Genomic DNA, 26,196 nt, shown 5'->3' with positions numbered 1-26,196 from the left:
ATTTTCACTCATGCACCGATAAAAGGTCGAAGACAGGCTCAAATTGAGGGCTGGTCTTCGACCTTTTTGTTTTATGGTTGTCCACATGAGCAGATTATAAAGCCATCGATGGGTGAGAAGATTCTTCACGGAGCGTCTTTCAACGAAAAAAAAAGAAAATGCCCCGCAAGATCTATGATCTTTTGGGACACTCCTTCATAAATCCGTATTCGAATTATAGCTCCACCAAAACCGAACTCGTGTGATAAGTCCCTTCTTCATATGTACCGCTCTCATTGACCCAGTGAATCGTCTTAGCTCGATAATAATAACCCGCCTGCACATTGAAAGTTTTGCTTCCGCTCAGCGAGGCCTTATTCGTTCCGTTATCGTATGAAGCTCCCGCATCAACCCAAGCAGAGCCCGTCCAGCGTTGAAGAACATAATTGATTCCCAGAGAATCAACAGCTTGAGAAGCACTGGTAGTACCGCTTATGCCTACTTGAGTACTGCTTACTTTCCCAATTGAAGAAAAATAATTCATCAAATATTTATTGGCAAAAATATTGATAGAAGAGTTCAGATTCATTTCCACCGGAGGCGGAGTTGTTAAAGCACCGGGTGCAATGTCTGCAGCGGAATCCGCGTATGCCCCTCCCGCTAGAGATAAACTTAATAGAACACTGACTGCAAGCGCTGAAGCTATACGTTTAGGACTGCGTACTTTTGACATCATATCACCTTTCTTTCAATATATTAGGAACATCCATATTTTAACACATGGTTTCGACATAAAAGTATCTAATTTTTCACAGTTTGATATAATTATTGAAACCTCTTTGCAAATAAAAAGAAGTAGCGGCATAATATGTCGCTACTTCTTCTAATATCCAGTTTACGCGCCTGCTTCTTCCTGAATCAGCTGCTGCTGCTGCCTGATCAGACGAATCCGCGAGATCCGTTTATTCTCGGTCTCCTCAATCACAAAGAGATAATCCTCATACATGACAGATTGACCTTTGTGTGGGAGCAGCACCTCAAGACGTGAGGACAGCCATCCACCGATAGTATCATAGTCTTCTGTATCCACGTTCAGACCAAATTGGTCATTAATTTCATCGATCAGCATCAATCCATCAATGGAGTATTCATCCTCCCCCACCTTTTCAATGCCCGGGCGCTCTTCGTCAAACTCATCTTGAATTTCACCGACGATTTCTTCCATAATGTCCTCCAGGGTTACGAGTCCTGAAGTCCCGCCGTATTCATCAATAAGAATGGCAATTTGCGTCTTGCTCCGCTGCATTCTTCGCAGCAGATCACTGATCTTGATCGACTCAGGAACAGCAATGATCGGGCGAATCAAGGAAAGCTGGTCATGAACGAATCCGCGCATCAGATCTTTAATGTGAATAAAGCCAATGATATGATCCTTGTCTTCGTCACAGATTGGATAACGGGTTCGCATCCCCTCGCTTGCGATCTTCAGATTTTCTTCCAATGAGAGATTGTTGTATAAGCAGATCATTTCTGTTCTGGGGATCATGATCTCCCTTGCCGTCGTATCGGCAAATTCAAAAATGTTGTCTACCAATACCATATCCGTGCTATCCATCAGACCGCTCTCACTGCTCTCTTTCATCATATCCCGCAGTTCTTCCTCCGTATGCACATTCCGTTCAACCACCGGTTGCATCCGGAATAGGCGGAGAACGTTATTGGAGAGCCCATTGGCAAACCAGATCAACGGGAACATGATGGTGTAAAATACCCGCAGTGGACCTGCTGATAACAGCGTAATTTGTTCCGCTTTACGAACAGCCACCGTCTTAGGCGCCAATGCACCAAATACAATGTGCATGAGTGCAATCAAGATGAAGGCTAATACCAAGGATACGGCATGAACAGCTGTATTGCTCCAGCCCATGCCATTAAACCAAGGCGTAATCATAGCGGATATCGTTCTTTCGCCGATCCATCCGAGTCCAATGGACACGATGGTAATACCTAACTGGCATGCGGATATATATCCGTCCAGGTTCTTCAGTATGTTCTGCGCAAATTTTGCACGTCTATGTCCTTCTTCGACCAGAGCGTCAATGCGGCTGCTTTTCACTTTAACGAAAGCTAATTCAGCCGATACAAAAAATCCATTTAACAGGACGAGAATCAATACCAAGGTTAAACTTATCAAACTCGGTAAGGGGTCACTCAATCGATCTCCTACCCGCCATACAGCATGCTATGACGAATAGGAACACCTCCTTCGGTTATTAAAAATGTGTGGTGCCATCAAGCATAACAACGTGTTCGGACTACGCATCAACTTCCCAATGGTTTCATCTCCTTATCTTATTCCGACTTCATCAAGCTATATAAGTAATTATATAGTACTACGATACACAGTCAAACGTTGTCTTATGACATTAATCAACGTTGTTATAAGCTTTAATTTGATTCTCAGCCGTTAGCACTCGTTTTTCGATGAATTGATATATTCTATGAATAAACATTCAAAATGTTAATAGAATTCGATGTATTTACGCACCTTTGTGGAAAAAAAACGCACGAAATTGAATATTTGCCATCTAAAACATAATGAAATAACCCCCGTCTACGCCTAAGTAAACGAAGGTTATTATGCATATGCTGGCTGCTAGAAGTTATCTTCCAGTCGGAGGCGGGTTGCCGATAACACCCGGATATTGATAATGAAGCGGCTCGTCGAACACGACATAATCCAGGTTTACCATCAGCAAGATGATACGGCGTCCTGTCGACCGTTCGCTGATAATGATATGATCGCGTCCAGCGGCTTCGACCACGCCTGTGAACACCTTCGCATTCCATTGCGAATTGTTTTCATATGTCATGTAGAAGGTTCCCTGTTTGCCCAGGTTCAGTCGAAGAATATTCTCAACGTAAGATTGTTCGAATTGCGGGGCCGGAACAACGGTGCCTCCTGGAGTCATTGGGCTTCCGCTAGGCACCTGCGGTGGAACGTTCGCCGTATAACCAGCCGTCCCGCGGTTCGGCACTCCCGGATAACGGATTCCATTCATGAAGTTTACAGGCGGCACACCTTGATTGTACATAAGTAATTTCCTCCTTTAATGTATATCTACCCGCCTAAGCGGTTAAGTAACGTGTATCAAAAGACTGTCGGGCAGTCGGCATATGTCGGGGTGAAGAAACAGTGTGCTTTGAAACGACCTGTGTTCTGCTGATTGTACCAGGTAGGCGGGCAATCCCCGGCCGGGCGGAAAAACCAAAGCGCATTGCTTGCCGGCCATATGCGTTCCCCGTTAATGACTCTTTGGGCGAGCCGACGATCCCGTTCCCTGGCCCGTTGATAAAAATAGCCCTTCTGTGTTGCTTCAAACCCACCCGGGCTCTGAAACACCATATCATTCATGTTGCGGATGTTTTGGAAATCCAAGCAGTTGCCCAGTATCCGGTTCACGCCGACATTCCCGACCATGAGCATGCCCTGCTCGCCTTCACCTTCTGCCTCTGCGCGGATCAATCTTGCCAGAAGATCCACATCGCTCGAATTCGTTTTGATGACTGCCACAGAGTTCCCCTCGCTTCCTTAAGATCACTCTGTATTTGTATGTGCATTCGCCCAAAAATGTGACTATATGAGGAGAAAAAAAGTTCCTTACCGCAACTTTAGCACGGTAAGGAACTTTAGCTCCCTGCTTCTATTCATTACTGCACTGCATGATCGGAATAAATATATCTGAACGCATATTCACCTGAGCCCGCATGAATCACAACTCCTGCTTCCCCATCACATACAGAATAAATCCCGCTCGCTTGGTCTAGAGCTATCGCTTCTCCTTCGATAACGCTTGAGGCATCAAAAGCGCCTGGCAGACGGATTTCAGCCGTTGTATTTGGCGGGATGGTTACCTCCAGTTGAAACGCTCCGTCACTTTCCATTCTCCAGCTTGACCGGACGGTTCCGTACAGCGTATCGATCTTGCCTTCAGCCCACGTCAATCCTTCGCCCGGCACAGGCGCAATCACAATATGTTTATAACCCGGTGCTTCCTCTACGGTTTGTATGCCGGCAACGGTACGATACAGCCACTCGCCAATGGCTCCGTATGCATAATGATTAAACGAATTCATGTCACGGCTCCAGAAGCTGCCGTCTTCCTTAATACCGTCCCAATGCTCCCATATCGTGGTAGCGCCTTTCGCAACCGGATACAGCCAAGATGGATAGTCCCGTTGCAGCAGCAGCTTATATGCCGCGTCATGCATGCCATGCCGGCTTAATACATGGTTCATATAGGGGGTGCCCACAAATCCTGTTGTTAGATGAAATCTACTCTCCTCCAGCAGCGAATAGAGACGTTTCGCTGCCCGTTTTTCTGCCTCTTCATCCAGCAAGCCAAACATGAGCGCAAGCACATGCGCGGTCTGTGTCGAAGCCGCAAGCCTTCCGGACGGGGTCACGAATTCGTTACGAAATGCAGCGACAACCTTATCTTTAAGCTCCGTATACAGGGCAGCATCTTTTTCTTGTCTCAATACGACGGCCGTTTTCCTAAGCAGCTCTACCGAATAACAATAGAACGCCGACGCTATCAAATCCCGTTCCGTAGCACCCACGTAGTCGCCTGATTTCGCATCCAGCCCCAGCCAATCGCCGAAATGAAAGCCGGTATTCCACAAATACTCATTCTCTCCCTGTGCCTTAATGTAGGAGACCCAGCTCTTCATGCTCTCATATTGACGCTCCAATATCCGTCGATCGCCATAATTGACATATACGGTCCACGGGCATATGACTGCTGCATCTCCCCATGCGGCCGAAGCATATGCTTCATCGCCAAGCACATGCGGGACAACGAATGGAACGGCTCCGTCATCGCGCTGTTCTGCAGCCAGATCCGATAACCATTTTGTGAAGAAAGGTGCCACATTTGCAAGATAGGCCGCCGTCCCAATAAACATCTGTGCATCACCGGTCCAGCCAAGCCGCTCATCACGCTGCGGGCAATCCGTAGGCACATCCAGGAAATTCCCCTTGAGCCCCCATCGAATGTTGCTCTGCAATTGATTCACCATGGGTTCCGAGCATTGGAATGTCCCGGTCTCTTCAAAATCCGAATGAAGCACAACCGCTTCGAAAGCCCCTCGGTCCAGCTGATCCTCCGTAAAACCGTCTAAACGGACATATCGGAAGCCTTGGAATGTAAAATGAGGTTCATAGGTTTCTTTCCCGCCGCCTTTTAACGTGTACTGAATCGTTTGTTTAGCGGTTCGGAGGTTTTCCGTATAAAAGTTACCATCGGAATCCAGTATCTCTGCATGCTGCAGCGTCACCATGGTGCCCTTCCCACCGGACACGCTAAATCGGACCCAGCCCACCAAATTCTGTCCGAAGTCGATAACGGTTTCACCTTTTGGTGTGGTCAGACTTTCAACGGGCCGCACCGTTTGAACGACTCTCACGGGCTCGTTTATCTGAGGCTTCAGTTTCTCGTAACCGTGATCGATCCATTCGACACCCTGCCAATCACTTGCGTTATAATCTCCTGAACTGAACCCTTCCAGCTCCAGCCGCGCATCGTAGGTTTCACCATGGTAGAGCTCCGACATCTTGATCGGGCCTTTGGCCGACTGCCAGCTTGAATCGGTTGCCATTACTTCTTCGCTCCCGTCTGCATACGTAATATGCAGCTCCAGCAGAAGCGCTAAACGCTCTCCATAGATCGCGCTCCGATCCTCCCATCCCAATTGTCCCTTGTACCAGCCGTTTCCGAGCCAAGCGCCAACCGCGTTTTGGCCTGAATTCAGCATCTCCGTCACGTCATAGGTCTGCGTCTGAATCGTATGATCGTAACTCGTCCAGCCGGGCGTGAAAAAACCATCTCCCACCCGCTGTCCGTTCAGCTCCAGTTCATAAAGACCTAAGGCCGAGGCGTATATTCTTGCCTTCGCAATGGGCGACTTTAAGCGGAAGCTCTTGCGAAGCAGCGGTAGATGAGCAGAGTCAGCAGGCAGCAAAGACCTAGGTGCCGATATCCATTCCCCTATCCATTTCTCCCCTTGCAGTTTCCCCGTCTCGTAATAGGCAGTATCCGACCATTCCGATACTTCCCCCGCTTGATTCCATGCCCGGACTCGATAAGTATAGCGCTTACAAGACAACATACTCCATTCGCTGAACTCAACAAACACCGATTGCGATGAAGACACTTTCCCTGAGGTCCAAAGGAGTTTGGCAAAGGTATCGTCATTCGAAACCTCAATCTCATAGGCCGTTTGACTGACTGCTCTTTCGTCCGAGACCAACTTCCAACAAAAACGCGGGTGCTTCTCGCCGATTCCTATCGGATTATGCTGATACTCACATCGTAGATCCGTTACGCTGAACATAGAACATTCCTCCGTTCACCTTCATTAAGGGTTAGCCCAACAATCAAGTTTTATAGGCCGATAATCGCGATATGTGCTTCCCTAACCGTGCCTATTTCAACTATTATTATAAGTGAACCTGAACGTGGAATTATGGGGATAACGGACAATTCGATGTGGCATAACAGACATCTATCCTCGATTAACGATAAGGAGCATGTAAGATGAAACGACCTATGGAAACCTATTATGGAGATACCTTTTTCCAGGACGACACCTTGATGTATGTGAATCGCAACGTGGAGAATTTTACAGGCTCTTACCATGACCATGATTTTCTGGAAATTGCTTATATTGCGGAGGGTGAAGGCTTTCATCATCTGGAGAACTCCGTACAGCGCGTACGCAAAGGCCAAATGTTCTATATACCACTCGGAATGCCTCACGTATTTAGACCCACCGCTGCAAACGGGAAACCGCTCATTGTGAACAATTGCATATTCTCCGTACAGCTGCTGCCCAAACTGATTGCTTTTGCATCAGGTTCGGATACAGCAGCTTTTTTGAAACGTATGGAAGATGGATCCCTTGGATACCACGCGATTATGGACCGTCATGATCGCTTCGAGAGGCTCTTTGGCTCCCTTTATGAGCAAAATGCCATGCCAGGCAGCGGTTCTGCCGTTTATCTGCACACGCTGCTGCTACAGCTAATCATAGAGTTCAACCGGGCCATTGAACATTCACAACCCATGACATCGGAGCCTCAACACCACTCCTTTCATGATGTTCTTCAATTCGTGGAGGGGCAGTACATGCAGGAGCTCACTTTGACGCAGCTTGCACAAATCAGCGGATTCAGCGAACGCCACCTGCAGCGGTTATTCCGCCGGTATACAGGCCAGAGCTGGCATCACTATCTGCAGAGCGTTCGCATTCGAATGAGCCGCGAGCTGCTGCGCACCACCCCGGACAAAATCAGTACGATTGCGGAAAAGGTCGGTTATAAGGACATGCACGCCTTCCACTCGGTGTTTAAGCGAAATACAGGGCTCACGCCTGGTCAATACCGGAGCGATGTTCAGCATCCTCAATAAAGCGATCAGATATTCCTGCAAATAAAGAAAGCATGATGATCCTGATGTAAGCCAGGGTCAACACGCTTAAGATGGATGAAATCCATATTTTACAGTCAAGCAACATTTTATTCCAGTTCTTTCTCCAGAACCACTTCATCCTCCCGCGTATAACCTGATTTCTCATATGCTCCAATGGCCCCATGATTATCATGACCTGTAAGCACCTTTACGGTCTTAACCCCACGCGCAATCAATTGTTCTTCCAGGAAAGCGATCAGTAAGCCCGCCAGCCCCTGCCTTCTTGCCCGCTCCTGAATGTACATTTCCGTAATCTCACCGATCAGCTCCTGGTAACAGAAGGATTGAAAGGACTGGGCACAGGCAAATCCTACAGCTTCATCGCCCATATAAGCTATGGCTACAATTTCACCCGATTGCTTTAATCGGTCTTCAACATCCGCAAGCGGCATTTGCACTTCATTAAACTCCCAGTTCAACTGGACCAGGACGGATGCATCCGAGTGCGATGCTAAGCGGATTTGTCTCTCATTGTTCATATAACTTCCCCCATTTGAAGTGTTAGTGTATGTAACAGCTATAATCTATTTACTCCCCAGTATACCATCCTTATCCAGTCCCAGCTTCCTCCTCCAACAATAAAAAAGATCCCGCTGCATAAACAGCAAGGACCTTGTTAACTTCCAAAATATTAAACGGCGGTAACTGAGAACATCAGGCCGCAATAGATCAACACAACTGCGCCTAAGCCGCTTAACAGTCCGACGGCAGCTGCCCGGTTTCTGCGAAATACGTTCACGACATTCCACAGAAGAGCAAGACCGAGACACAAACTAAGAATTCCTATCCAGCTCCACGTAAAAGCCAGTTCACCAATCGTAAACCCGGGATGAAACCAAACAAAGGTTGCAGCAGGACCATAGGAGGCCAATGTATCGATCACCTCATGCGGAGCCGGCTGCTGGTTCATATATCCGGTGACGATATAGATCAACCAGATCAGAACTCCTTCATTTCGTGCCCATGCCGCTGGACGATAACCGGAATCCCGGCGCAGCTTGCGCTTTACGAGATAACCATTAACAAAGGCAAACACCAACAGCGGCAAAATAAGAATATGCTTAACCAGCAGAGCTTGCCCATAGGACAGCGTCCAGCTGTTTATGGGCTCCGGCGTCACCGCCGTCATCAGGAACAGACCCGATCCGATCACAACGATGACGCAGGCGACCGCTAATGGATGAAACCATTTGAGAAATGAGCTCCAGCGCTCCTGATCCGTGCTGAACCATCCTGTAAGCAGCAACGTCCCCGTCCATATCGCCATTGCGGTGAAATGGCCGAAGAATGCAAGCTGTCCAACACCATCGTACAGAGATGCCGCATGGTTAAACGAGGACATGGCCACCGCAATGCCCAGCAAAGCAATGGGCATAAGCCAGCGTAATACAGAACCGGGTTTCCGGCGGACGATTAGGGTCAGAATCGCCAATAGGATCGAGAGAACCAGAATCCAGGCGTAACGCTCGCCCTCACTGAACTTAAACATGATACTGTTAAAGGACTTCCAGAACCCGATATCATCCTTGAAGAACATGATGATTTGCAGCAGCGGCACAAATCCGAATACGATGATGGATGCTGCTGCCACTGGGCCAAGCCAGGCCGGAACTGAAATTTCCGGCTTATATGCTTTCGGTACCAGGGACAGTACCGTGATGCCTGCCAGAAAAGCGTAGGCTAAATATAGAAACGGCTCACTTAACCAATAGTAAGACATTTATTTTTTCTTCCGTGATGCTCTAATTCCGAAGTATCCTGCAATAACGGCTACAATCACGATGACGACAATCCACACCGTTGACCCACTGCCTGCCGATTGTTCGGTATCGGTAGTGTTGTCTGCCTGCTGGTTCTGGTCAGCCGTCTGATCCGTGTTGTCCGCAGCGGTATTATCCGCTGGCGCTGTTTCATCCTGTGTATTTCCTGTATCCGCAGGCGTTTCTTCAGTACCTGCTGGTGTCTCCGGGGGAGCTTCCGCTTCCGGGGCATCTACCTCGAAGGCGTATGTTCCATCCACAGGGTGTCCATCGCCGCCCACGATTTTCCATTCGACCGTATACGAGCCGGATGGAAGCGGTGCAGCCAGTGTTCCCTGCATGGTATTCTGGTTGATCTTAACCTCTGCTACTTCAACCGATTCGCCTTGCGCATTCTTAATCTTGAGCGTGCTCAAGTTTTCATCGATATTTTCATTAAATGACAGACTTACTTCCTGTACGCTTTCCGTCAGCTTGGCATCCGCCGCGGGCGTACTGGTTTCCAGCTTGGAATGGGCCCACGTTGCAGTCGGGAACACCAGTATTAGCAGCAGACCCAAGGTCAGCAAGACTGAAGCTTTCACATGTTTCAACACGCATATCTCCTCCAAACCATGTATCTCAAATTTGAATCTTCCTCATCATAACAAAGACATTCTGACAATGCTAATGAGTAAATTGTGAACAATGATCCTCTGATATTTTACACAAAAAAGGGAGTGCCGCATAGCGCGCGACATCCCCAGTATATTTCACAGATTCAATTATACTAACCTCTCTCATACCAATAGCCGGGTATCCCTTTGGTCAGTCGCAGCAAGGCTTCGAGGTAATAGTAATCGCCCCAGATCATATAATCATCAGGTCCCGCACCGCCTCTGACGTAATAGGAACCATGCTTGATCAAACCTTCCTCACCCGCCTCATCGATGGTAGAATATCGGTTTACCAGAGATATCATCGACTTCTCGACGGCTTCTGTCAATAGCCCTTTGTTGTCATCTTCTCCGTCCAGATGCTCCAATATCTCCAGCATGCCGCACGCCGCAATGGCGGAAGCGGAGCTATCGCGAGGCGTATCCTCCTCAATCGGAACGTCAAAATCCCAATACGCAACATGATCCTCTGGCAGGTATTCAATAAAGAAACGGGCGGCACGTAAAGCCGTATCCAAATATTTCGGATCACGGGTATAGCGGTATGAGAGTGCAAATCCGTAGATGGCCCATGCCTGGCCGCGCGTCCAGGTTGAGCCGTCATGATATCCTTGATGCGTCCCTCCTCGGATGGGCGTTCCATCTGTCGGATTGAAGTAAAAGGTATGATACGACGAATCATCCCCCCGCATTAAGTAGCGTCGACTCTTGTCCGCGTGCGCCACGGCCACGCGCTTGTATCGCTCATCACCCGTCTGATCATACGCCCAGTACAGCAGAGGTATGTTCATCATGCAATCGATGATAATCCGACCGCCGTTCTTCTCGTCGCCCTTCCGGCCCCAGGCCTGAATATACTGTCCCTCTTCCCGCCAGCGCAGCATCAGATGATCCGCAGCTTTCAAAGCGAGCTGTTTGCCATCTTCATGTTCATCCACGATCCACGCTGCCAAGGCAGAGGGCAGATACAGAAATCCGATATCATGATGATCAAGATGTCGCTTCTCCTCAAGACGCAGCTTGTAATCCTCCAATTGGGCTATTGCCGTTTCCTTAAACAACGGGTCCTTCGTATATTCATAGCACAGCCAGATCATCCCGGTATAGAATCCTTCAATCCAGTCATTGCTTTCTCCCCACTCGTAACGCTTCTCTTCCGTGATATGAGGAAACTTCATCGGGAATTGTCCGATATTCCTCTTTGTTTTTTCTACCGCATCCATAATGGCTTGCTCCCACATGAGTACACGACCTCCTTATTCTTTTATGGCTCCGATCATGACGCCTTTCACGAAATATTTCTGCAAAAATGGATACAAAAACAAGATCGGCAGCGTAGCCACCATAATCGTTGCATATTTAATGGTCTCGCCAACTGGCATCCGATCTCCCCCGCCTACCGAGGTCATCATGCTGCTGGTATCGTTCTGGATCAGAATTTCGCGCAGGATCAGCTGCAGCGGAAACAGGTCCCGATCCCTTAAATAGATGAGGGCATCAAACCATTTATTCCAATGCCATACCCCGTAAAAGAGCACCATCACCGCAATGACCGGCAGCGATAGCGGGATGATGATCCGGAACAGAATGGTCCAGTCGCTGGCTCCGTCGATCCGTGCGGATTCCTCGAGCGCATCCGGTACGCCTTGAAATGCCGTTCGCATAATAATCAAGTTCCATGTCGTCATGGCGCTTGGAATAATCAAAGCCCAGTACGTATCAATCAGACCCATATTTTTCACGAGCAGGTATTTCGGGATGAGCCCACCGTCGAAAAACATCGTCATTACGATCAGCATCATAATGGTGCTCTTCCACATCACGTTTTTCCTGGATAAGCCGTAGGCTCCAAGAGCCGTCATCAGAATGTTCAGCGACGTGCCGACCACCACATAAAATATCGTGTTTAGGTAACTTCGGATAATATTGGGGTTCTCAAATACCATACGATAGGAATCCAGCGAGAAGCCCTTGGGCCACAACAGGATACCCCGGTGCTGAACGAATTCGGCCGGTGTACTGATCGAAGCAAACAATACGTATAGGAAAGGGTATAACGTGACAATCGATAGCAAGCACAAGAGAATGACATTCGCAGAATCAAACAGGACTTCACTGACAGATTTTGAAGTACGCATGAGATGCCCCCTTTCTACCACAGCTTCGTGTCGGTAAACCGCTTGCTGAGATAATTGGCTCCAATGAGCAGCATAAAGTTAATCAGGGAATTAAACATGCCGACAGCAGCACTATAGCTGTAACTCGCTTCCAGTATCCCCTTGCGGTAGACATAAGTTCCGATAACGTCCGCCGTCTCATAGATGACCGGATTGTACATGATCAGGATCTTCTCATCTTGCAGCGCCATAAAGGAACCAATCCGCAAGATGAGCAGTATGATGACCGTTGGCAGGATGCCGGGCAGCGTAATTTGAAGCATCTGCTTCCAGCGGCCGGCACCGTCCACTTTAGCCGCTTCATAAAGGGATGGATCGATATTGGAAATGGCCGCGAGGTAAATGATAGATCCCCATCCAATCCCTTGCCAGATGGCAGATGAGGTATATATGGTGCGGAACCATTCCGGCAGCCGCATGAACGAAATCGGTTTTCCGCCGAAGTAGGTGATGATGTGATTGATCAGCCCGTCTACGGACAAAAAATCCACCAGCATCCCGACAACCACGACAACGGATATGAAATGGGGAATATACGTAATGGATTGGACCGTCCGCTTAAATATGCGATGCCGAACCTCGTTCAGCATTAACGCCAGCACAATGGAAGCGGGAAAAACAAATATGAGATCGTACGCACCCAGGATGATGGTATTGGAAACCACCCGTTCAAAGAAAAATCCGTTAAAGAAATCGCTGAAGTGTTGAAATCCAACCCACGGGCTATTCCATATGCCGAGCCCTGCCGAGAAGTTTTTGAACGCAATTTGCAGGCCATATAAAGGTCCGTAGTGAAACACGGCATAAAACGCCACCACCGGCAGCAGCATCAGGTAGATTGTGGAATTTCGGCGAAAGTCCTTCGCAACTCTTATGCTGAAGCTCTCTGGCTTGCTCTGTATCGTAACGTGGTTTGTCTCTTCCTTAAGCTGCACCCTGTGCCCCTCCTCTGACAAAAAATCATTCACAGTTAGAGGGAGAATTCTGAAGTCTTCTCCCTCTTCATGCACCTACAACTTAACGGCTGTTGAACCGGTCCAGCGCGGCTTGCTGAATCTGGAGCGCTTCCTCAATGCCCATACCTTGAACCGTTTGGACAAATTGATCAAACCCGCTGATCGGCTCCACGCCCATAATGAATTTGTTGACCATCTCTTCGTAGTACGTATTAATATCGTTCATGATCGAGGCATAACGCGTGCTTTCCTCAGCCGTTGGTGAAATAATCGGCATCAAACGGTCATTCTCCGCCTTCATCCATGTCTCAATGGCCGCTTTTTGCTGGGGAAGCGCGGAATACTGCTCGATGTAACGGCGATCCTGGACAAAAGGTCCCGAATAACTGGCCAGATTGTATTTCGACAACGCTTGGGTGATCGATAGGCCATCCGGATTTTTCATCACTTCATCTGTGTAAGTCGGGTATCCATCCTTCATATCGTAGCTGACTCCCTCGACCCCAAAATTAAACAGCATATGCCCTTCTTCACCGTATTTATAGTCAAGCCATTTCACCGTCTCCGCCGGAAACTTGTTCGCTTTTGTAATGGCCGCGCCAAATCCGTTGAATGGCGAATCCTTCTGTCCAAGAATTGGAGTGTCTCCCTTTTTCAATACAACATTCGGAGCACCTACCAGATCTACGTTCGGATTGCTTTTTAGCATGAGCTCGGAATAGCGGCCGAGGCTGCTGCCCATGTAACCGGAAAAGGCACCTACTTGATTGTTGGTCACTTTGGCGTCTTTTAGTGTAGCGTCCGTTGCCGCGTAATCCTGATCAATGAGACCTTCGGCGTACCATTTGCTCATTGTCTCCAAATATAATTTGAATTCCGGTTGGATGGGACCATACTTCACCTTCCCGTCCACCTGATAAAAACCTGTCGTAATTCCCCACGCGCCGACAAACGCATGATTAATTGCTGTCATATCCATATCGAGCAGGAGCGGGATTTCATCCGTCTGCCCGTTTCCATTGGGATCCTTGGTTTTGAATGCCTTTAATACTTCATACCATTCATCTATCGTTTCCGGCACGGATAACTTTAGCTGATCAAGCCAATCCTTGCGGATAATAAGGCCGTTAAAAGTCAGCAAATACTCGTCCCCGCGGATAAACGGAAATACGTAAATGTTGCCTCCGTCTGTCGTAATAAGCTTTTTGTATTCCGGATGCTCGTTCAACAATTTCGATACATTTGGAGCATGCTCTTCAATCAGCTCATTCAGGCGAATAATCGAACCGTCCGATATTGCTTTATCCGGACCTCCTGATACGTTGGCCCATCCGTACTCCACAACATCCGGCAAATTGCCTGACGAGACCATGATATTGAAGGCGTCCGCCTCCTGACCCGCCGGTGGATGCTGGAACTTCACTTTAGTGCCTGTTGTTTTCTCCAATTCCTGATATGCAGCAATTCCGTTCATATCCTGCATGGTTGCTGAAGCGTTTCCATTTAGCGATACCCAATAGGTAAGCTGCCCGGGATATCCCGTTTCACCGCCAGCGGCTACGTCCGTACCTTCCTTTCCTTTTCCGCCGGCCGGCTCCTGTGCCCCCGAGCTTTTTCCGCTGCATCCGGCAATCATAGCCACAATCAGCATAAAGATTGCAAGTCTCGCAACACGTTTCCGGTTTGTTTTCAAATCACGACGCCTCCCTTTTTTCCTAATGAATGATCCATCGATATGACTTCAGGCTGAGGTGCTGCCAGCCCTGCCTCAAATACTAAGGCTGAAGCGCATACATCGTATACCGTACAGTTTCAACATGCATAAACAGGGATTACGAATTGAGATGATCATTTCTTAAGGTCGATGATAGGGAATGCAGGGTTTCCTTGTATTTTCCCGGGGTGATCCCTTCGTATTTCTTAAATACCCGGATAAAACCGACGTCACTGGTATAACCGACGGACCGGGCAATATGCGAAATCGTATTTTTGGCATCCCGCATCATTTCCTTGGAGCGTTCGATCCGAATCTTGGCCAGGTAATCCGTGAGATTGGTGCCGCTGTTTTTCTTGAAGAAAGCCGACAGATAGGGCGGCGTAATATCGAATTGCTCGGCAATGGAAGCCAGACTGATCATGGCATCGTCGTGGTGATCCGCAATGTAGCTCTTGATCTTCTCAAGCAGCAGCGAAGAGGAATCGCCCCTTTGATCTCTTACGTATAGACAAACCTTGCCGAACATCCATTTCACTTCCCGGTAAAGCTCCTCTACCGTACTGCCCTCCGTTATGTCTTCAATCGATTTGCCTGACTCGCCGAATACATCCTCGTACTTCAAATTCAAAGCATTCAGCAGCTTGAACATGGTACTGAGCAGGTTAGCGAACATGAGTCTGCCGAGCTCAGGCGAGATGGATTGTCCGTTGAAGTTATTGTGGTACAGACACTGGATGATATCCTGCGCCTTATCCGTATCCCCGCTTTTCATCGCGTTAATGAGCTGGACTTCCGTCTCAATGGGAAAATCATAATGCACCCCCGTTTTCTGTTTCATTTCTTCGTACAATAAAATCGGTTTATACGCCGTAAAAATGGAATATTCCAAAGCCTTCAAGCTTTCGATGTAGCCGCTCGCCAAGCATCCAAGACCTGAACGGATATCGCTGATCCCGATCGTGATTTCGGATTTAAAGCGCTGTTCAATCACCAGCTTCACTTGTTCTGCCCAATCGTACAGCTGGACTGCTTTGTCATGCAGAGATTCTGGCATGTTTAGAATAATGGCAACCAGGTTCTTCTCCAGCTCCACGGAATATGCGGTAAAGGGATGAATTTCTTCCGCCACCTTCCCGGTGACAAAACGGATCAGGGCCCATTCTCTTTCCCGCTCATTATGTATGAACCCGCTGGCATCCCTCAACTCGATCAAGGCAACGGCAAAACTGGAATGTGGGAACGAGATCCCCATGAAATCCAGAGCATGATCGGACATATCCGCCGTATCCACGTTTCCCTTCAATAAACGCTGCAAAAAGTTGGACCGAATCACAGGGGTTTGCCTGGACAATTGCTCTTTCATCTTGGTCTGCTTACCGAAAGAATCAGCCATCGTCGTTTTGATAAAATCATATTCGTTGCGTACCTTCCCCTCCTTCGCCGGATGGGATTGCCGGATGAAGCGGATAATGTCGCGCAAAGGGAAATACGCGCGGTAGGTCATAAAGGCACAGGCAGCAATCCCAGCGACAAGACAGATGGCCAGAACGCCAACGGCCATTCGTTTGACCATATTGACCTTTTCCATAAACACTTTTTCCGGCACGACCGACACGTACTCCCACCCGCTCCTCGCGGATCTTGCCGAAACCGTCAGCACACGCTGGTTATCCGTGGTTTTACCCATACTGCTCGCTTCAGCTTCACCGGCACTAAGAATTACTTGGCCGCTGGCTCCTTGATGTAAATCGTTCCGTGGTTTGTTTTCACAATCTCATCAAGCAATCCTGCGATCTGTCTCTCCTCAATCAGCATAACAAGCGCGCCTTTGGGATTGGCCTTCTCACCAAATGGAAGCGTTTGCATATATGTGAGCATGCGTTTCTGATTTAACCCTTTGCCAACTTCGGTCACGGGCAAATACCGGTTAAAGTGGATGCCGTGCAGAATATCTGCTTGATACTGTTGGTAGGTTAATTTTTCATATCCGTAAATATCGGAAAACAAGACACTGGACGTTGTCTTTAAGGAGGGACTGAGAACCGTATCGCTCTCCCGTAGATATACATAAAAATCGGTGATAAAACTGCTGCTGTTACGGTATCGCTGCATTTCCTGCATGAAGGTGTAGTAATTGTAATGCTCGGTTCCATTTTGAGGGGAGCTTGCCTTTAGCAGCGCATCCAGTCGCGGATGCGAAGTGATGTTCCGGGAAATCAGATGCATTTCATCCAATCGGCTGTCCACCACCTGCTTCGCCTGCTCGATCAGTGTCATATTGGAGTTGTTGGCATTTTCGATCATAATCCGCTCGATTTGCGTATACAGTCCCCAGAACACGATGACCGGGATCAGCAGTATCACAAGATAGGACATGAGCAGTGTAACGAACACGGACACTCGATTGGAACGCTCATTTTTTGTGCTGGTTGTCGTCAATTTCCCCATACCCTCATTCCTTCCATTCTTTAGATGTGGCTTTTCGTACTTACATTAATTACATCATACTGTTTTTATTTATCATGAACAGGTTTTCTTCAAAAGTGTTAATGCATCACGAATTTGTATCATATGGTAGACACCGGCCCCCCTTGACCATTAAGAAAAAGAGCGCCTTCCATGGGAAGACGCTCTTTATATTCAGATAACTAAGGCTCATATATCATTTTGCGGGTCATGCCGCCATCCACAACCAGATGGGCCCCCGTCACGAAATCATTGTCCGGATCGGTAAAATAGAAGCAGGCTTTAGCGATATCAGCTGGGATCCCGACCCGCCCGGCTGGGTGCTGTTTATGGTCAACTGAACGGAGCTCATCGTAGTTTCCAGTTTCAATCCAGCCAGGACTTATACAATTCACCCGAATCCCATCGGGTCCCAGGCTTACGGCCATGGCATGGCTCAACGCGACAATGGCTCCTTTGGAAGCTGCATAAGCCTCCGAATTCGGCTCGGACATAATCGAACGCGTGGATGACATATTGACGATAGCCCCGCCATTTCCAGCCTTTTTCATATGTACCGCCGCTTCACGCGTAGCCAAAAAACAGCTTCGGGCATTCGTGTTGATCACATCGTCCCAGTCTTCAACCGTGAGCTCATATGGCGATTTCCAACGGGAAACCCCGGCATTATTAATCAAAATATCGATGGTGCCGGCATATTGAACGGCTTGGTTCATCAGGCGTTTAATCTCTTCTTCCTTCCTTACATCGCAAGGGACGAAGTTTGCGTTCAATCCTTGTTCCTTCAAGATGTTTGCCGCCAGGTTGCCTTGTTCTTCATGAACATCGCTTAATATCACTCGAGCTCCGCTTAGAGCGTAAGCCTCAGCCACTCCGCGGCCAATCCCATTGGCAGAGCCCGTGATCACAACCGTTTTATCCTGAAATTTCATATGCTGTCCCTCCTTCTCCTTCATATATACCACAAGAGAAGGTGCATATAAAAATCAAATCCGTGTCTTATTTAGGATGGTCATAACCTCGAACCACGCTAAGATGCGCTCTGGGGTGCCTAATGAAACCGTAATACCGGGTTCCCTGAAAACGCAGCAGCCCCTCGTCTCCTTCTGCACACATGCCGAACTCCTCCCCATTTACAACAAACTCCATGCGGTCTCCGCTCTCTACTTCAAATGTCAGATAATAGGTGGTACGAGTACGGCTCGACATCGTATCATCTGTCTGCTGCGTGTGTTTCACTTCCGTTCGCTTGCTCACAATCTTGGAATCGACCGATAGCAAAGGCTGTCGGTTATTCTGACTCCATTGCAAGATTCCCTTACCGGCCGACAGCAAAATGATCCCGATGACGACGATGAAAAACACGGGCATAACGCTGCCGAAAAAATCGAACATCCACACTGACCCCGATCCCATACGGCTCCCCCCTCCACCTTGTCTTGAAATATGTATATGCTTTAATTCGGACAATTTAACTCATACCTTATGGAAAGTTTGATTGAAATTTTAAAGAACTTGTCCCTTTCTGGGAGCACCAAAAAAGCTGATGTCTGCATTTTGCCAGTCATCAGCTTCTTCCCGGGACTAGAACGTCCTGTTTCATTCATTCTCTTCATTGTCTTCATTTCCATTCAATCGTAAGCCAATCTCATCCATTTCATCGTTTCTTCTTGTCCTGTCATTTCATGCTCCTGCGCTGTCATGTCCTGCTCATTCCAGCAGGCCAGACACTGCTCCTCGGTGTCGCATAAACAAGCATCATCACAATGGTAGCAAAGGCGGAGGAAATTTATCGTCATTTGATCGGTATGCATGAGGATCGTCCCCTTCTAAACAATTTGGAGTATCTGATTACACCTTTATAGTAGCATACATGGAGGTTATTGTTTGTGATTTATTTCACAATATATACTAAAAAAAGCTTTATCCGCACTGATAGTCACAGTCGATAAAGCTTTTTCAATCTGCTCTTTTTATCGGCATATTCAGATCATATATTCTCGTCGAAAACTATAGCCCCTGCCAGGTTGCCCCGCCGTCACTGCTTTTCATCAGACGCGATCGATTCTTGTCCGTTGTTTCAATCAGCATCCAACCGACATCAGATGATGTAAACTGCAGTTTTACCACGTTCGGATATTTGGCAAGATTATCGTTCAGCAGCTTACTCCTCGGAAATGGCTTCCAGGTCTTGCCCATATCATTCGTATGATAAACAATACCGTTCACCATTCTCCACCCATCATGAAGCCGACGGAAAACAGGCTGAATAGACCCCTTACCCGTATCACCCGCAATGGGGAATGACACCAGATTCCATGATTTTCCTGTATCGGCAGTAAAGTATCCCAAATAGCTCGCCTGGTCATCCTTCACGCAGGTAACCGGTATATAAACCTCGCTTCCGTTACTCCCTTTGCCCAGAAACTTGGGGGCGCCGGCAAAAATCGAACCGCACGGATCCAGCAGTTTGCTCTTGAATATCTGTCCGGAGGACTTCCACTTCTGACCTCCATCACGGGTAATATACAATTTGGAGGATTGCATTTCACGGATGGTCGCAAATCCGACAAGCGAATCCGTGAAGGTTAAGCCAATAATGGACCCTGTTCGTGGAATCACGCTGCCGGGAACACGAGATGTAGGATACTCTGTATTCTGCATGACCTCTTCCCATAATCCACCATTATTGCTGGTTCGAAATAACGACTTCTCCTCAGAGCCCCTGGAAAGATCGCCTTTCGCCATAATCCATCCCTGCTGAGATGAGACGAAGGACATGGCCGTGACGATACCTGTCTCCGGCAGCGAAGAAAGCTTCCAGGTGTCTCCCCCATCCGTCGTATTGAGCAGGATCGTTTCAGCTGATCTCTGCTTGTTGCGTATAATCCAACCATGTTTCTTATCCGTGAACACGATGTCTTTCCCATACTCCAGTTTATCAACGAATTGTACATTGGAGGATGGAGAGATATCAACCCACGTTTCGCCATAATCCTCGGTCTGGTAAAGGCGCAGCTCCGTGTTCGTTATCCCCCAAGCAATCCCTGTTGACTCATTTAAGAGTTGGAAATCCGTCAACCGTGTATGTATCTGATATTTACTTTTTTCCTCGGGCGCTTTCATTGCTGTATCCGGCGTCACTAGTGTAATGGTCTGACCTTCTTCTTCAACCGATTCAGGAGGGTCTTCTACTGTAGAAGTTTGCTGTTGTTTTATCGGTTCTGAGGTACAGGCTGCTAACATCAATGCCATCATCATTAGCATACTGAGCCAGAATATAAAACGACTTGATTTCAAGAATTCTTCCTCCTCTTATTTCGATGTCATGCTGCAAGTCTGCTTTTTCGACATTATAACATATTCCGTCCAACGGATATGTAAAGATGTGACTTGCAATATTTACAATACTGTAGCTTTTTTGATCGTGTCCGTCTCGTATGCATAAGGATGTTTTTATTATGGAAAACTCTTGAGGTGTGAAATTTTAGCAAGGCAGTTGAATTTAAGGAGGTGACAACTCATGGCTAAACCCGATAATCGCGAAGACAATGTAGAACATTTGCAACAGGCCGTCCAGAACACGATTGAGAACTTCCGTGAAGCCGAAGATTATCTCGAGGAGTTCGGGGATGAGATTCCGGCAAGCGAGAAAGAACAGATTCAAGATCGTAATGCTCGTCGCGAAAAGAGTATTTCCGGCTTCCGAGAAGAGATCAAAGACGAAGCTGCCCATCAGCAAGGAGAATAATCCGAAAGATCACATAGAAACAGGAGGAGCGTATGGCGCTCCTCCTGTTTTTGCACATATCTCCTACCAACCCGGGAAATCGTCAGGGTCACTGTAAGCGAAGGTAAAATGTTCAGTACCGAAATTCTATTTGACGATAACTCCCTTATAATCCTTTAAATACTCGGGCGCATCCGTAATAAAGTGTCTGATCGCCTTCACCCTGGATTCCAAATCCATGGTATCGTTCGGACCCACTTGTACAACCGATGCTGATGCAGTCGCTATAATTTCGACACATCCCACATGAATCTTTTTATAATCTTGTATAATGTTTAGTTCTACGTCTGAGACGGGCGGCCATGTGGGCATGGGCCTAGAAAATATCGGGTAATCCTCATATTGTCCCTCGTCTTCAAAAAACACCGGCACCTGCCGCTGAACCGCCAATGCACGCGTATCGGCATCGATATGTCCCGATTCACCGCATACAAATACGGAGCTATTGGAAATATTGATGATATACATGTGATCAACGTGTGAATGACGTTTCATGATGCGGAGCCCGGAGATAACGGAACAAGTGGGGTGATTTGCAGTGATTCGGAAGGCGTATCATACATGGAGGAGCAATTTATGACATGGGTATCTCCAATCAACAGTACCGATGAACTTGAGATCGCTGTAATGCGGATCGAACCAACCTGAAGCTCTTTATTGACGACTGTCATTTTCATTTGAACTCCACTTCCCTCGTTGCAAAGTAAGAAGGTGCTGCTCGACTGCCGTAACGATTTCACTCTTCACTTGTTTGATGATCGATTGCTCAACATCTTGCGGATTCATATTTTCACTATTCGTTTGATATTGCTTCAGATAAACCGTTATACGGTCTCCGAGTTGTTTACGAATATCTTCAATAATAACCCCAGCATATTCATCACCAACTACAAGCTTGGATTCGGGAATCATGCGTTCGATCTGCTCGGGTACGATTTCTTCTAGATAACGTGATACATTCTGATATATGTTCGAGTGTAGTTCGCCGCCTGGATTTCCCGTCTGGGACTGTTCTAACGGCTGACCATTCACGGTAATATCGTCCAGGGATTCTCCGGCCTTAGGCATCAATCCAATATTTAAGGTGCCTTCCAATTTTTCGATCTTCAATAAATCAAAATTATATTGCACCCGATCTATCGTTTTCTCGCTTCCCTGTTTTAATTGATCTATTTTACTGCTCATTTCCTTCAGCATTTGTTCCATTCTACTCAGCTGCTCTGACTGGGTTTGAAGAATATAGAACAATTGCTGTATATAATAATCATACATGGCACCGCCTCCCCTGCTCCTTATACAATCTATGCACAGGTGATTCACCTCATTCTTGCCTATACAGTCCTTCAGTTGGCGCAGGTAATGGGACTAAGGGGTTATTGCTATTATTCTGAGGCTCGAAATCCGGAGCAGGGCCTGTAAACCCACCTGTGTTATATAGATTGGATAGTGCCCGGATCTCTCCGGCGGTTCCAATCTGCAGCACCGAAGAATTAGTCACCGCTCCCACCCGAAGCTGCTGTATATTAATACATTGATGTATTGTTAGATTCACAGAGGATCACAACCTTAATTAAGCATTAGGTGAATCGATCAAGTCCGGATCAAATGTATTCGTGCTGCTGGCCTGGTTGTTTGTAATATTCGTACCAATAGTATCGCCAGTGGTGAACGAGTTGGCGCCGGAATAAGCTTTTGAGGTACTGTTTAAATCAATGACGCCTGTATTTCCAACCAAGACCGTAGAACTGGGGCCCACGTTTACAATCTTCATATTGCCGATTATCGAAACCACAATTCCACCTCTTCATTCAAAATCATACGCCTGGATTTATTCTATGTGGTTGGAAGCCCAGATGTCACTATAACCTTCTTTCGCCCATATAATGAATTTACAGAACGAGGGAGGGATATAGAATGAACTCAAGATCCAAACGGCCTGACTGGTTGTCAAAGGACTCTTTTTTCAAAAACAATTCGTTTCCATTCAAAGATCTTAATGATCTCAATGAGGATTTCCAGCTGGATCCAACCGTAATTGAGGATTATGTAAAGGATACGATCAGACAAGCAACCGCCGGAAATGAAATGCTGCCTAACCCTAATACACTTCGATATGAAACTCTTGATACCCATAACTTTCTGGTTGTAAAATGTTATGTACCCAAACTTGTCCATCCGGAAAACTTATGGATTAAGTTAAGTCGGACACAAATTAAAATCCATGGTTTGCCAAAAGATCAAAGCCAGACCATCGTCTTACCCGTCCCCGTTCTTCCTTCACAAACCATTGCGACCTATAAACAGCCTACTCTTCAAATTAAGATGCCAAAAATGTCTACTGGCCGATTTCATGATATCAATATTCGTTTCTTATGAACTCCTATATCTTGCGACGTTTGTCACAATCCAAGAATGGTTCCTACTGTCAATTCACTCCGGTTCAGCCTGCGTACAACGAATGTTGTATGCAGGTCACTGGATTTGTGCAACCATACGTAATACCTCTTTTACCGCAATGAAGAACGGTTGTCAGTGTGTGGATATCTCCCACCATTTCCACTTTTGTGTAGGGACTATACAGGAGGTTGAGGTGCATTAGATCGAAGCAGCTAGATAAATTGAAGTTATTCTCCTATTATGAATTTTTCACATGATGTATTATTCACTTATCAAGGACGATTTCCTACTTAAATAAGCTGATTTCATGATGAAATCAGCTTTTCAAGAAACTATATGAAGGTCGCTGCCGGACTAATTAAGCCTCGGACACTACCGTATAACGCTCGTTAATATGCTTCGGCTGTTCAAGTTCATCCAATACCGCAATTGCGTAATCCGCGTAGCTGACATAGCTTTGACCGCTTGAATTGACAATGACATGGTCCTTACCTTCCTGATAGCTGCCCGTGCGTTGACCTTTCGGATTAAAGAAGGCTGCCGGACTAAGAAATGTCCATTTGACATCGGAAGTTTGCTCCAGGTCTTTCAAATTCTCACCGGCGTGGAATGCCGTCGGATAATATTCCTTAGGAAAATCAGGAGTTTCCATGAGTCGCAAGGTTTTGGCTTCATCAACAAACAAACTTCCGGCTCCACCCATCACAAACAGTCTGGTATCCGTGCCTTTCAGAGCTTTTATCAATACTCGGCCTACTTCCACATATTGAGTTTCCTGCCCGGGGGCCGCCGCAAAGGCATTCACGACAACATCGAAGCCTTGAAGATCGGCATTAGTCAAATCCAGCACGCTCTTCTCCATAATGTTAATACTGGAATCGGAGACCTTGGATGCATTGCGTACAATTGCCGTTACTTCATGACCGCGTGCTTGTGCTTCCTTGAGAATCAGACTTCCCGCTTTCCCTGTTGCACCGATAATACCAATCTTCATTGTGAATCTCTCCTTTATCAATTGTATATACAAATGAGGGACGAAAAAGAGACTTTATATTCCCTTTTTCAATATTTCACTGGATTCATGGAGAAGTTTAGTTAATTGTTCGCTATGTTCCTTCCCCAAGAGGGAAACATACTGTCCATACAGCTGTTCAAAATATTGGTTCAGCTCCTGATATAACAACTTCCCTTCATCCGTTAGAAAAATATGCGTTTCTTTCCATTCGGATTGGCGCAGTACCAACTGCTTCTCCTCCAGCTTATCAATGAACCGGGTGCTCGTGGATGGAGCAATCGATAACTTATCGCTTAGCTCTTTCTGCGTGATGCCGGGATATTGATGGATTACCACCAGAACATAGGAATATGTTGGTGATAATCCGGCTTTGGCAAAAGCTTCCTCCGCCATCTTGGTCATCGAACGAGCAAACCGATTCGAAGTAAAAAACAAACATGAGCTTAGTATGGAATCATCTATGTTCATAACCAGTCACCTCTCATTTGTATATACAAATTAACATGATGCTAATATTTTGTCAACAACTTTCTTATAGTTAGTTCAATGATTGATTTTATCCTTTTCGTCGTAATGAAGCACGGTTGCAATTGTATATAGCTTGCTTGAGAGATAGGACTGCTTTTCTTCATTATTATGAATTTTTCATATGTTGAAATACTCACCTAACCTGACAGCCGATTCCCTGATCGTGCACGCGAAATGGCGGATTGGGCAACCAAGAACGGTATTGACTATATTGATGGAGCGATCATGACGCCGATAACGACCATCCAGATTTAAAGACTAAACGGGATATAACAACGAATAGGCAAGTCAAACAGGTGACGAAAGCGTCCCCTCTTGACTTGCCTATTCGTTGAATTCGATGTCTCCTTAACCCTTGACGGCTCCTTCGGTCAAACCTTTCTGAATATACTTTGAGATAAACAGGTACACAATCAGCACCGGAATAACGGTCAACGATACTGCCGTAGCCATCAGGCCAAAGTCTGTTCCGTATTGGGAACTGATCTCATTAAGCAAGGCAACGATCGGACGGACATTCTCTTTGTTTACAAAGATCAACGCTGAGAACAAGTCATTGTACGACCACATAAATACAAAAATACTTGTCGATGCAAATACAGGCTGCGAGATCGGAACGAATATCTTAACAAACATTTGCCATCGGTTGCATCCGTCCATAAAAGAAGCTTCTTCAAGCTCTTTCGGTATCGTTGCCATATAACCGGCAATAACCAAGGTCGCAAACGTCAGATTGCCTGCCGTTTGCGGGAAGATCAGGCCCCAGTACGTATTGACCAGGCTGGTTTTGATAAGAAGCTCATATACCGGAACTACGGTAGCAAACGCCGGGATCAAAAGTGTCGCATACAGAATGGAATAAATCGTGCGCTTGCCTTTAAAGTTGAATCTGGACAGCACATAAGCGGCTAGTCCTCCAAGCAATAACACCAACAATACGGTACTGAAGGACATCACCAAGCTATTGATATAACTTCTTCCGATATTGATGCGGTCAAATGCGTTCTGATAGTTAACAAACACCGGTTCCCATGCGATACCAAAGGAATTATTCATCACATCGCGAGAAACCTTGAACGAGTTATTCACGATCCAGAATAACGGATAGATGGTTGTTAAGGACCACGCTGTCAAAATCACGTACATCAACGTGGTGCCTAAACTAAACCGACTTTTCCTAACGCGCTGAGTTTTGTGTTCAACGACGATGGTTGGCTCCATAA

The 26,196-nt window shown here is 46.9% G+C and carries 29 protein-coding genes and 1 pseudogene; 4 read left to right on the top strand and 26 right to left on the bottom strand.

Features of this window, described 5'->3' with window-relative positions; genetic code table 11:
* Positions 1-214: 214 nt before the first annotated feature.
* The 5 genes from ABEW73_RS30725 to ABEW73_RS30705 all read right to left on the bottom strand — a co-directional run bounded on the left by ABEW73_RS30725 (position 215) and on the right by ABEW73_RS30705 (position 6,375).
* Positions 215-712 (bottom strand): hypothetical protein, encoded by a 498-nt coding sequence (locus tag ABEW73_RS30725; protein WP_430165162.1) that lies wholly within the window; start codon positions 710-712, stop codon positions 215-217.
* A 162-nt stretch (positions 713-874) separates the two neighbouring features.
* A complete protein-coding gene (locus ABEW73_RS30720; RefSeq protein WP_430165165.1) occupies positions 875-2,194 on the bottom strand; it encodes a hemolysin family protein in 1,320 nt (439 codons plus the stop codon).
* Positions 2,195-2,642: 448 nt separating this feature from the next.
* Positions 2,643-3,041 (bottom strand): spore coat protein GerQ, encoded by a 399-nt coding sequence (gene gerQ, locus ABEW73_RS30715; RefSeq protein ID WP_430165625.1) that lies wholly within the window; start codon positions 3,039-3,041, stop codon positions 2,643-2,645.
* An 89-nt stretch (positions 3,042-3,130) separates the two neighbouring features.
* Positions 3,131-3,553: a cell wall hydrolase gene (locus ABEW73_RS30710; protein ID WP_430165168.1), complete on the bottom strand. Its 423-nt coding sequence runs from the start codon at positions 3,551-3,553 to the stop codon at positions 3,131-3,133.
* A gap of 137 nt (positions 3,554-3,690) precedes the next feature.
* Positions 3,691-6,375 (bottom strand): family 78 glycoside hydrolase catalytic domain, encoded by a 2,685-nt coding sequence (locus ABEW73_RS30705; protein ID WP_430165171.1) that lies wholly within the window; start codon positions 6,373-6,375, stop codon positions 3,691-3,693.
* A 203-nt stretch (positions 6,376-6,578) separates the two neighbouring features.
* Here ABEW73_RS30705 and ABEW73_RS30700 point away from each other — a divergent pair, with 203 nt between their 5' ends.
* Positions 6,579-7,451, top strand: a complete 873-nt coding sequence (locus ABEW73_RS30700; RefSeq protein ID WP_430165174.1) for a helix-turn-helix domain-containing protein — start codon at positions 6,579-6,581, stop codon at positions 7,449-7,451.
* 107 nt (positions 7,452-7,558) lie between these two features.
* On the opposite strand, the gene ABEW73_RS30695 is transcribed toward ABEW73_RS30700, so the two are convergent.
* The 13 genes from ABEW73_RS30695 to ABEW73_RS30635 all read right to left on the bottom strand — a co-directional run bounded on the left by ABEW73_RS30695 (position 7,559) and on the right by ABEW73_RS30635 (position 20,543).
* On the bottom strand, positions 7,559-7,990 hold the full coding sequence (locus ABEW73_RS30695; protein ID WP_430165177.1) for an N-acetyltransferase family protein: 432 nt from the start codon (positions 7,988-7,990) through the stop codon (positions 7,559-7,561).
* 152 nt (positions 7,991-8,142) lie between these two features.
* A complete protein-coding gene (locus tag ABEW73_RS30690; RefSeq protein ID WP_430165179.1) occupies positions 8,143-9,231 on the bottom strand; it encodes a copper resistance D family protein in 1,089 nt (362 codons plus the stop codon).
* Positions 9,232-9,867 (bottom strand): copper resistance CopC family protein, encoded by a 636-nt coding sequence (locus tag ABEW73_RS30685; RefSeq protein ID WP_430165181.1) that lies wholly within the window; start codon positions 9,865-9,867, stop codon positions 9,232-9,234.
* A 173-nt stretch (positions 9,868-10,040) separates the two neighbouring features.
* A complete protein-coding gene (locus tag ABEW73_RS30680) occupies positions 10,041-11,168 on the bottom strand; it encodes a glycoside hydrolase family 88 protein (protein ID WP_430165184.1) in 1,128 nt (375 codons plus the stop codon).
* A 15-nt stretch (positions 11,169-11,183) separates the two neighbouring features.
* Entirely contained in the window at positions 11,184-12,065 is an 882-nt protein-coding gene (locus ABEW73_RS30675) for a carbohydrate ABC transporter permease (protein ID WP_430165186.1), read from the bottom strand.
* A 14-nt stretch (positions 12,066-12,079) separates the two neighbouring features.
* Complete coding sequence (locus ABEW73_RS30670) at positions 12,080-13,039, bottom strand: ABC transporter permease (RefSeq protein WP_430165188.1); 960 nt, start codon at positions 13,037-13,039, stop codon at positions 12,080-12,082.
* Positions 13,040-13,121: 82 nt separating this feature from the next.
* On the bottom strand, positions 13,122-14,753 hold the full coding sequence (locus tag ABEW73_RS30665; RefSeq protein ID WP_430165190.1) for an extracellular solute-binding protein: 1,632 nt from the start codon (positions 14,751-14,753) through the stop codon (positions 13,122-13,124).
* Positions 14,754-14,892: 139 nt separating this feature from the next.
* A complete protein-coding gene (locus ABEW73_RS30660) occupies positions 14,893-16,464 on the bottom strand; it encodes a helix-turn-helix transcriptional regulator (RefSeq protein ID WP_430165193.1) in 1,572 nt (523 codons plus the stop codon).
* Between the two features lie 32 nt (positions 16,465-16,496).
* Positions 16,497-17,225, bottom strand: a complete 729-nt coding sequence (locus ABEW73_RS30655) for a hypothetical protein (protein ID WP_430165195.1) — start codon at positions 17,223-17,225, stop codon at positions 16,497-16,499.
* Between the two features lie 200 nt (positions 17,226-17,425).
* Positions 17,426-18,175 carry an SDR family NAD(P)-dependent oxidoreductase gene (locus ABEW73_RS30650; RefSeq protein ID WP_430165198.1) on the bottom strand — a complete coding sequence of 250 codons (750 nt, stop codon included), beginning with the start codon at positions 18,173-18,175 and terminating at the stop codon, positions 17,426-17,428.
* A gap of 67 nt (positions 18,176-18,242) precedes the next feature.
* Complete coding sequence (locus ABEW73_RS30645; protein ID WP_430165201.1) at positions 18,243-18,659, bottom strand: DUF2500 domain-containing protein; 417 nt, start codon at positions 18,657-18,659, stop codon at positions 18,243-18,245.
* Positions 18,660-18,874: 215 nt separating this feature from the next.
* Positions 18,875-19,057 carry a hypothetical protein gene (locus ABEW73_RS30640; RefSeq protein WP_430165204.1) on the bottom strand — a complete coding sequence of 61 codons (183 nt, stop codon included), beginning with the start codon at positions 19,055-19,057 and terminating at the stop codon, positions 18,875-18,877.
* Between the two features lie 196 nt (positions 19,058-19,253).
* Entirely contained in the window at positions 19,254-20,543 is a 1,290-nt protein-coding gene (locus ABEW73_RS30635; RefSeq protein WP_430165206.1) for a WD40/YVTN/BNR-like repeat-containing protein, read from the bottom strand.
* 223 nt (positions 20,544-20,766) lie between these two features.
* Here ABEW73_RS30635 and tlp point away from each other — a divergent pair, with 223 nt between their 5' ends.
* Positions 20,767-20,994, top strand: coding sequence for a small acid-soluble spore protein Tlp (tlp, locus tag ABEW73_RS30630; RefSeq protein WP_430165208.1), 228 nt, complete (start codon positions 20,767-20,769; stop codon positions 20,992-20,994).
* A gap of 126 nt (positions 20,995-21,120) precedes the next feature.
* On the opposite strand, the gene ABEW73_RS30625 is transcribed toward tlp, so the two are convergent.
* From ABEW73_RS30625 to ABEW73_RS30605, 5 genes are read right to left on the bottom strand one after another with little or no spacing between them, the layout of a single operon-like run.
* Positions 21,121-21,528: a spore germination protein GerPE gene (locus ABEW73_RS30625; protein WP_430165210.1), complete on the bottom strand. Its 408-nt coding sequence runs from the start codon at positions 21,526-21,528 to the stop codon at positions 21,121-21,123.
* The gene (locus ABEW73_RS30620; protein ID WP_430165213.1) at positions 21,525-21,710 is read right to left on the bottom strand and encodes a spore gernimation protein GerPD; all 186 of its coding nucleotides are present in this window, start codon (positions 21,708-21,710) and stop codon (positions 21,525-21,527) included. Before ABEW73_RS30620 ends, ABEW73_RS30625 begins: the two co-directional genes overlap by 4 nt.
* The gene (gene gerPC, locus ABEW73_RS30615; protein ID WP_430165216.1) at positions 21,688-22,305 is read right to left on the bottom strand and encodes a spore germination protein GerPC; all 618 of its coding nucleotides are present in this window, start codon (positions 22,303-22,305) and stop codon (positions 21,688-21,690) included. Before gerPC ends, ABEW73_RS30620 begins: the two co-directional genes overlap by 23 nt.
* Positions 22,306-22,354: 49 nt before the next feature.
* Positions 22,355-22,585: a spore germination protein GerPB gene (locus ABEW73_RS30610; protein ID WP_430165219.1), complete on the bottom strand. Its 231-nt coding sequence runs from the start codon at positions 22,583-22,585 to the stop codon at positions 22,355-22,357.
* 18 nt (positions 22,586-22,603) lie between these two features.
* Positions 22,604-22,825, bottom strand: coding sequence for a spore germination protein (locus tag ABEW73_RS30605; protein WP_430165222.1), 222 nt, complete (start codon positions 22,823-22,825; stop codon positions 22,604-22,606).
* A gap of 122 nt (positions 22,826-22,947) precedes the next feature.
* Between ABEW73_RS30605 and ABEW73_RS30600 the strand changes: the two genes are divergently transcribed.
* Positions 22,948-23,409 carry an Hsp20/alpha crystallin family protein gene (locus tag ABEW73_RS30600; protein WP_430165225.1) on the top strand — a complete coding sequence of 154 codons (462 nt, stop codon included), beginning with the start codon at positions 22,948-22,950 and terminating at the stop codon, positions 23,407-23,409.
* Positions 23,410-23,788: 379 nt separating this feature from the next.
* On the opposite strand, the gene ABEW73_RS30595 is transcribed toward ABEW73_RS30600, so the two are convergent.
* The gene (locus ABEW73_RS30595; protein ID WP_430165227.1) at positions 23,789-24,424 is read right to left on the bottom strand and encodes an NAD(P)-dependent oxidoreductase; all 636 of its coding nucleotides are present in this window, start codon (positions 24,422-24,424) and stop codon (positions 23,789-23,791) included.
* Between the two features lie 54 nt (positions 24,425-24,478).
* Positions 24,479-24,913, bottom strand: a complete 435-nt coding sequence (locus tag ABEW73_RS30590) for a MarR family winged helix-turn-helix transcriptional regulator (RefSeq protein ID WP_076321209.1) — start codon at positions 24,911-24,913, stop codon at positions 24,479-24,481.
* Between the two features lie 199 nt (positions 24,914-25,112).
* Here ABEW73_RS30590 and ABEW73_RS30585 point away from each other — a divergent pair.
* Positions 25,113-25,219, top strand: a pseudogene (locus tag ABEW73_RS30585) (NAD(P)-dependent oxidoreductase); the annotation flags it as partial.
* A 102-nt stretch (positions 25,220-25,321) separates the two neighbouring features.
* Here the strand turns inward: ABEW73_RS30585 and ABEW73_RS30580 are convergent.
* Positions 25,322-26,194: a carbohydrate ABC transporter permease gene (locus ABEW73_RS30580; RefSeq protein ID WP_076321208.1), complete on the bottom strand. Its 873-nt coding sequence runs from the start codon at positions 26,192-26,194 to the stop codon at positions 25,322-25,324.
* Positions 26,195-26,196 lie beyond the last annotated feature (2 nt).

The sequence above is a fragment of the Paenibacillus lautus genome, from assembly GCF_050482385.1.
GTDB classification, from domain to species: domain Bacteria; phylum Bacillota; class Bacilli; order Paenibacillales; family Paenibacillaceae; genus Paenibacillus_AQ; species Paenibacillus_AQ lautus_B.
The sequence above is the reverse complement of the archived record's forward strand: the minus strand, read 5'-3'. Positions and strand labels throughout refer to the sequence as shown.

Coding starts and splice junctions, on each gene's coding strand:
- ABEW73_RS30660 (WP_430165193.1), bottom strand. CDS start 16,464: ATGGGTAAAACCACGGATAACCAGCGTGTGCTGACGGTTTCGGCAAGA.
- ABEW73_RS30600 (WP_430165225.1), top strand. CDS start 22,948: ATGAACTCAAGATCCAAACGGCCTGACTGGTTGTCAAAGGACTCTTTT.
- gerPC (WP_430165216.1), bottom strand. CDS start 22,305: ATGTATGATTATTATATACAGCAATTGTTCTATATTCTTCAAACCCAG.
- ABEW73_RS30725 (WP_430165162.1), bottom strand. CDS start 712: ATGTCAAAAGTACGCAGTCCTAAACGTATAGCTTCAGCGCTTGCAGTC.
- ABEW73_RS30655 (WP_430165195.1), bottom strand. CDS start 17,225: ATGGGGAAATTGACGACAACCAGCACAAAAAATGAGCGTTCCAATCGA.
- ABEW73_RS30690 (WP_430165179.1), bottom strand. CDS start 9,231: ATGTCTTACTATTGGTTAAGTGAGCCGTTTCTATATTTAGCCTACGCT.
- gerQ (WP_430165625.1), bottom strand. CDS start 3,041: ATGAATGGAATCCGTTATCCGGGAGTGCCGAACCGCGGGACGGCTGGT.
- ABEW73_RS30705 (WP_430165171.1), bottom strand. CDS start 6,375: ATGTTCAGCGTAACGGATCTACGATGTGAGTATCAGCATAATCCGATA.
- ABEW73_RS30580 (WP_076321208.1), bottom strand. CDS start 26,194: ATGGAGCCAACCATCGTCGTTGAACACAAAACTCAGCGCGTTAGGAAA.
- ABEW73_RS30680 (WP_430165184.1), bottom strand. CDS start 11,168: ATGTGGGAGCAAGCCATTATGGATGCGGTAGAAAAAACAAAGAGGAAT.
- ABEW73_RS30695 (WP_430165177.1), bottom strand. CDS start 7,990: ATGAACAATGAGAGACAAATCCGCTTAGCATCGCACTCGGATGCATCC.
- ABEW73_RS30595 (WP_430165227.1), bottom strand. CDS start 24,424: ATGAAGATTGGTATTATCGGTGCAACAGGGAAAGCGGGAAGTCTGATT.
- ABEW73_RS30650 (WP_430165198.1), bottom strand. CDS start 18,175: ATGAAATTTCAGGATAAAACGGTTGTGATCACGGGCTCTGCCAATGGG.
- ABEW73_RS30620 (WP_430165213.1), bottom strand. CDS start 21,710: ATGAAAATGACAGTCGTCAATAAAGAGCTTCAGGTTGGTTCGATCCGC.
- ABEW73_RS30640 (WP_430165204.1), bottom strand. CDS start 19,057: ATGCATACCGATCAAATGACGATAAATTTCCTCCGCCTTTGCTACCAT.
- ABEW73_RS30700 (WP_430165174.1), top strand. CDS start 6,579: ATGAAACGACCTATGGAAACCTATTATGGAGATACCTTTTTCCAGGAC.
- ABEW73_RS30625 (WP_430165210.1), bottom strand. CDS start 21,528: ATGAAACGTCATTCACACGTTGATCACATGTATATCATCAATATTTCC.
- ABEW73_RS30645 (WP_430165201.1), bottom strand. CDS start 18,659: ATGGGATCGGGGTCAGTGTGGATGTTCGATTTTTTCGGCAGCGTTATG.
- ABEW73_RS30675 (WP_430165186.1), bottom strand. CDS start 12,065: ATGCGTACTTCAAAATCTGTCAGTGAAGTCCTGTTTGATTCTGCGAAT.
- ABEW73_RS30590 (WP_076321209.1), bottom strand. CDS start 24,913: ATGAACATAGATGATTCCATACTAAGCTCATGTTTGTTTTTTACTTCG.
- tlp (WP_430165208.1), top strand. CDS start 20,767: ATGGCTAAACCCGATAATCGCGAAGACAATGTAGAACATTTGCAACAG.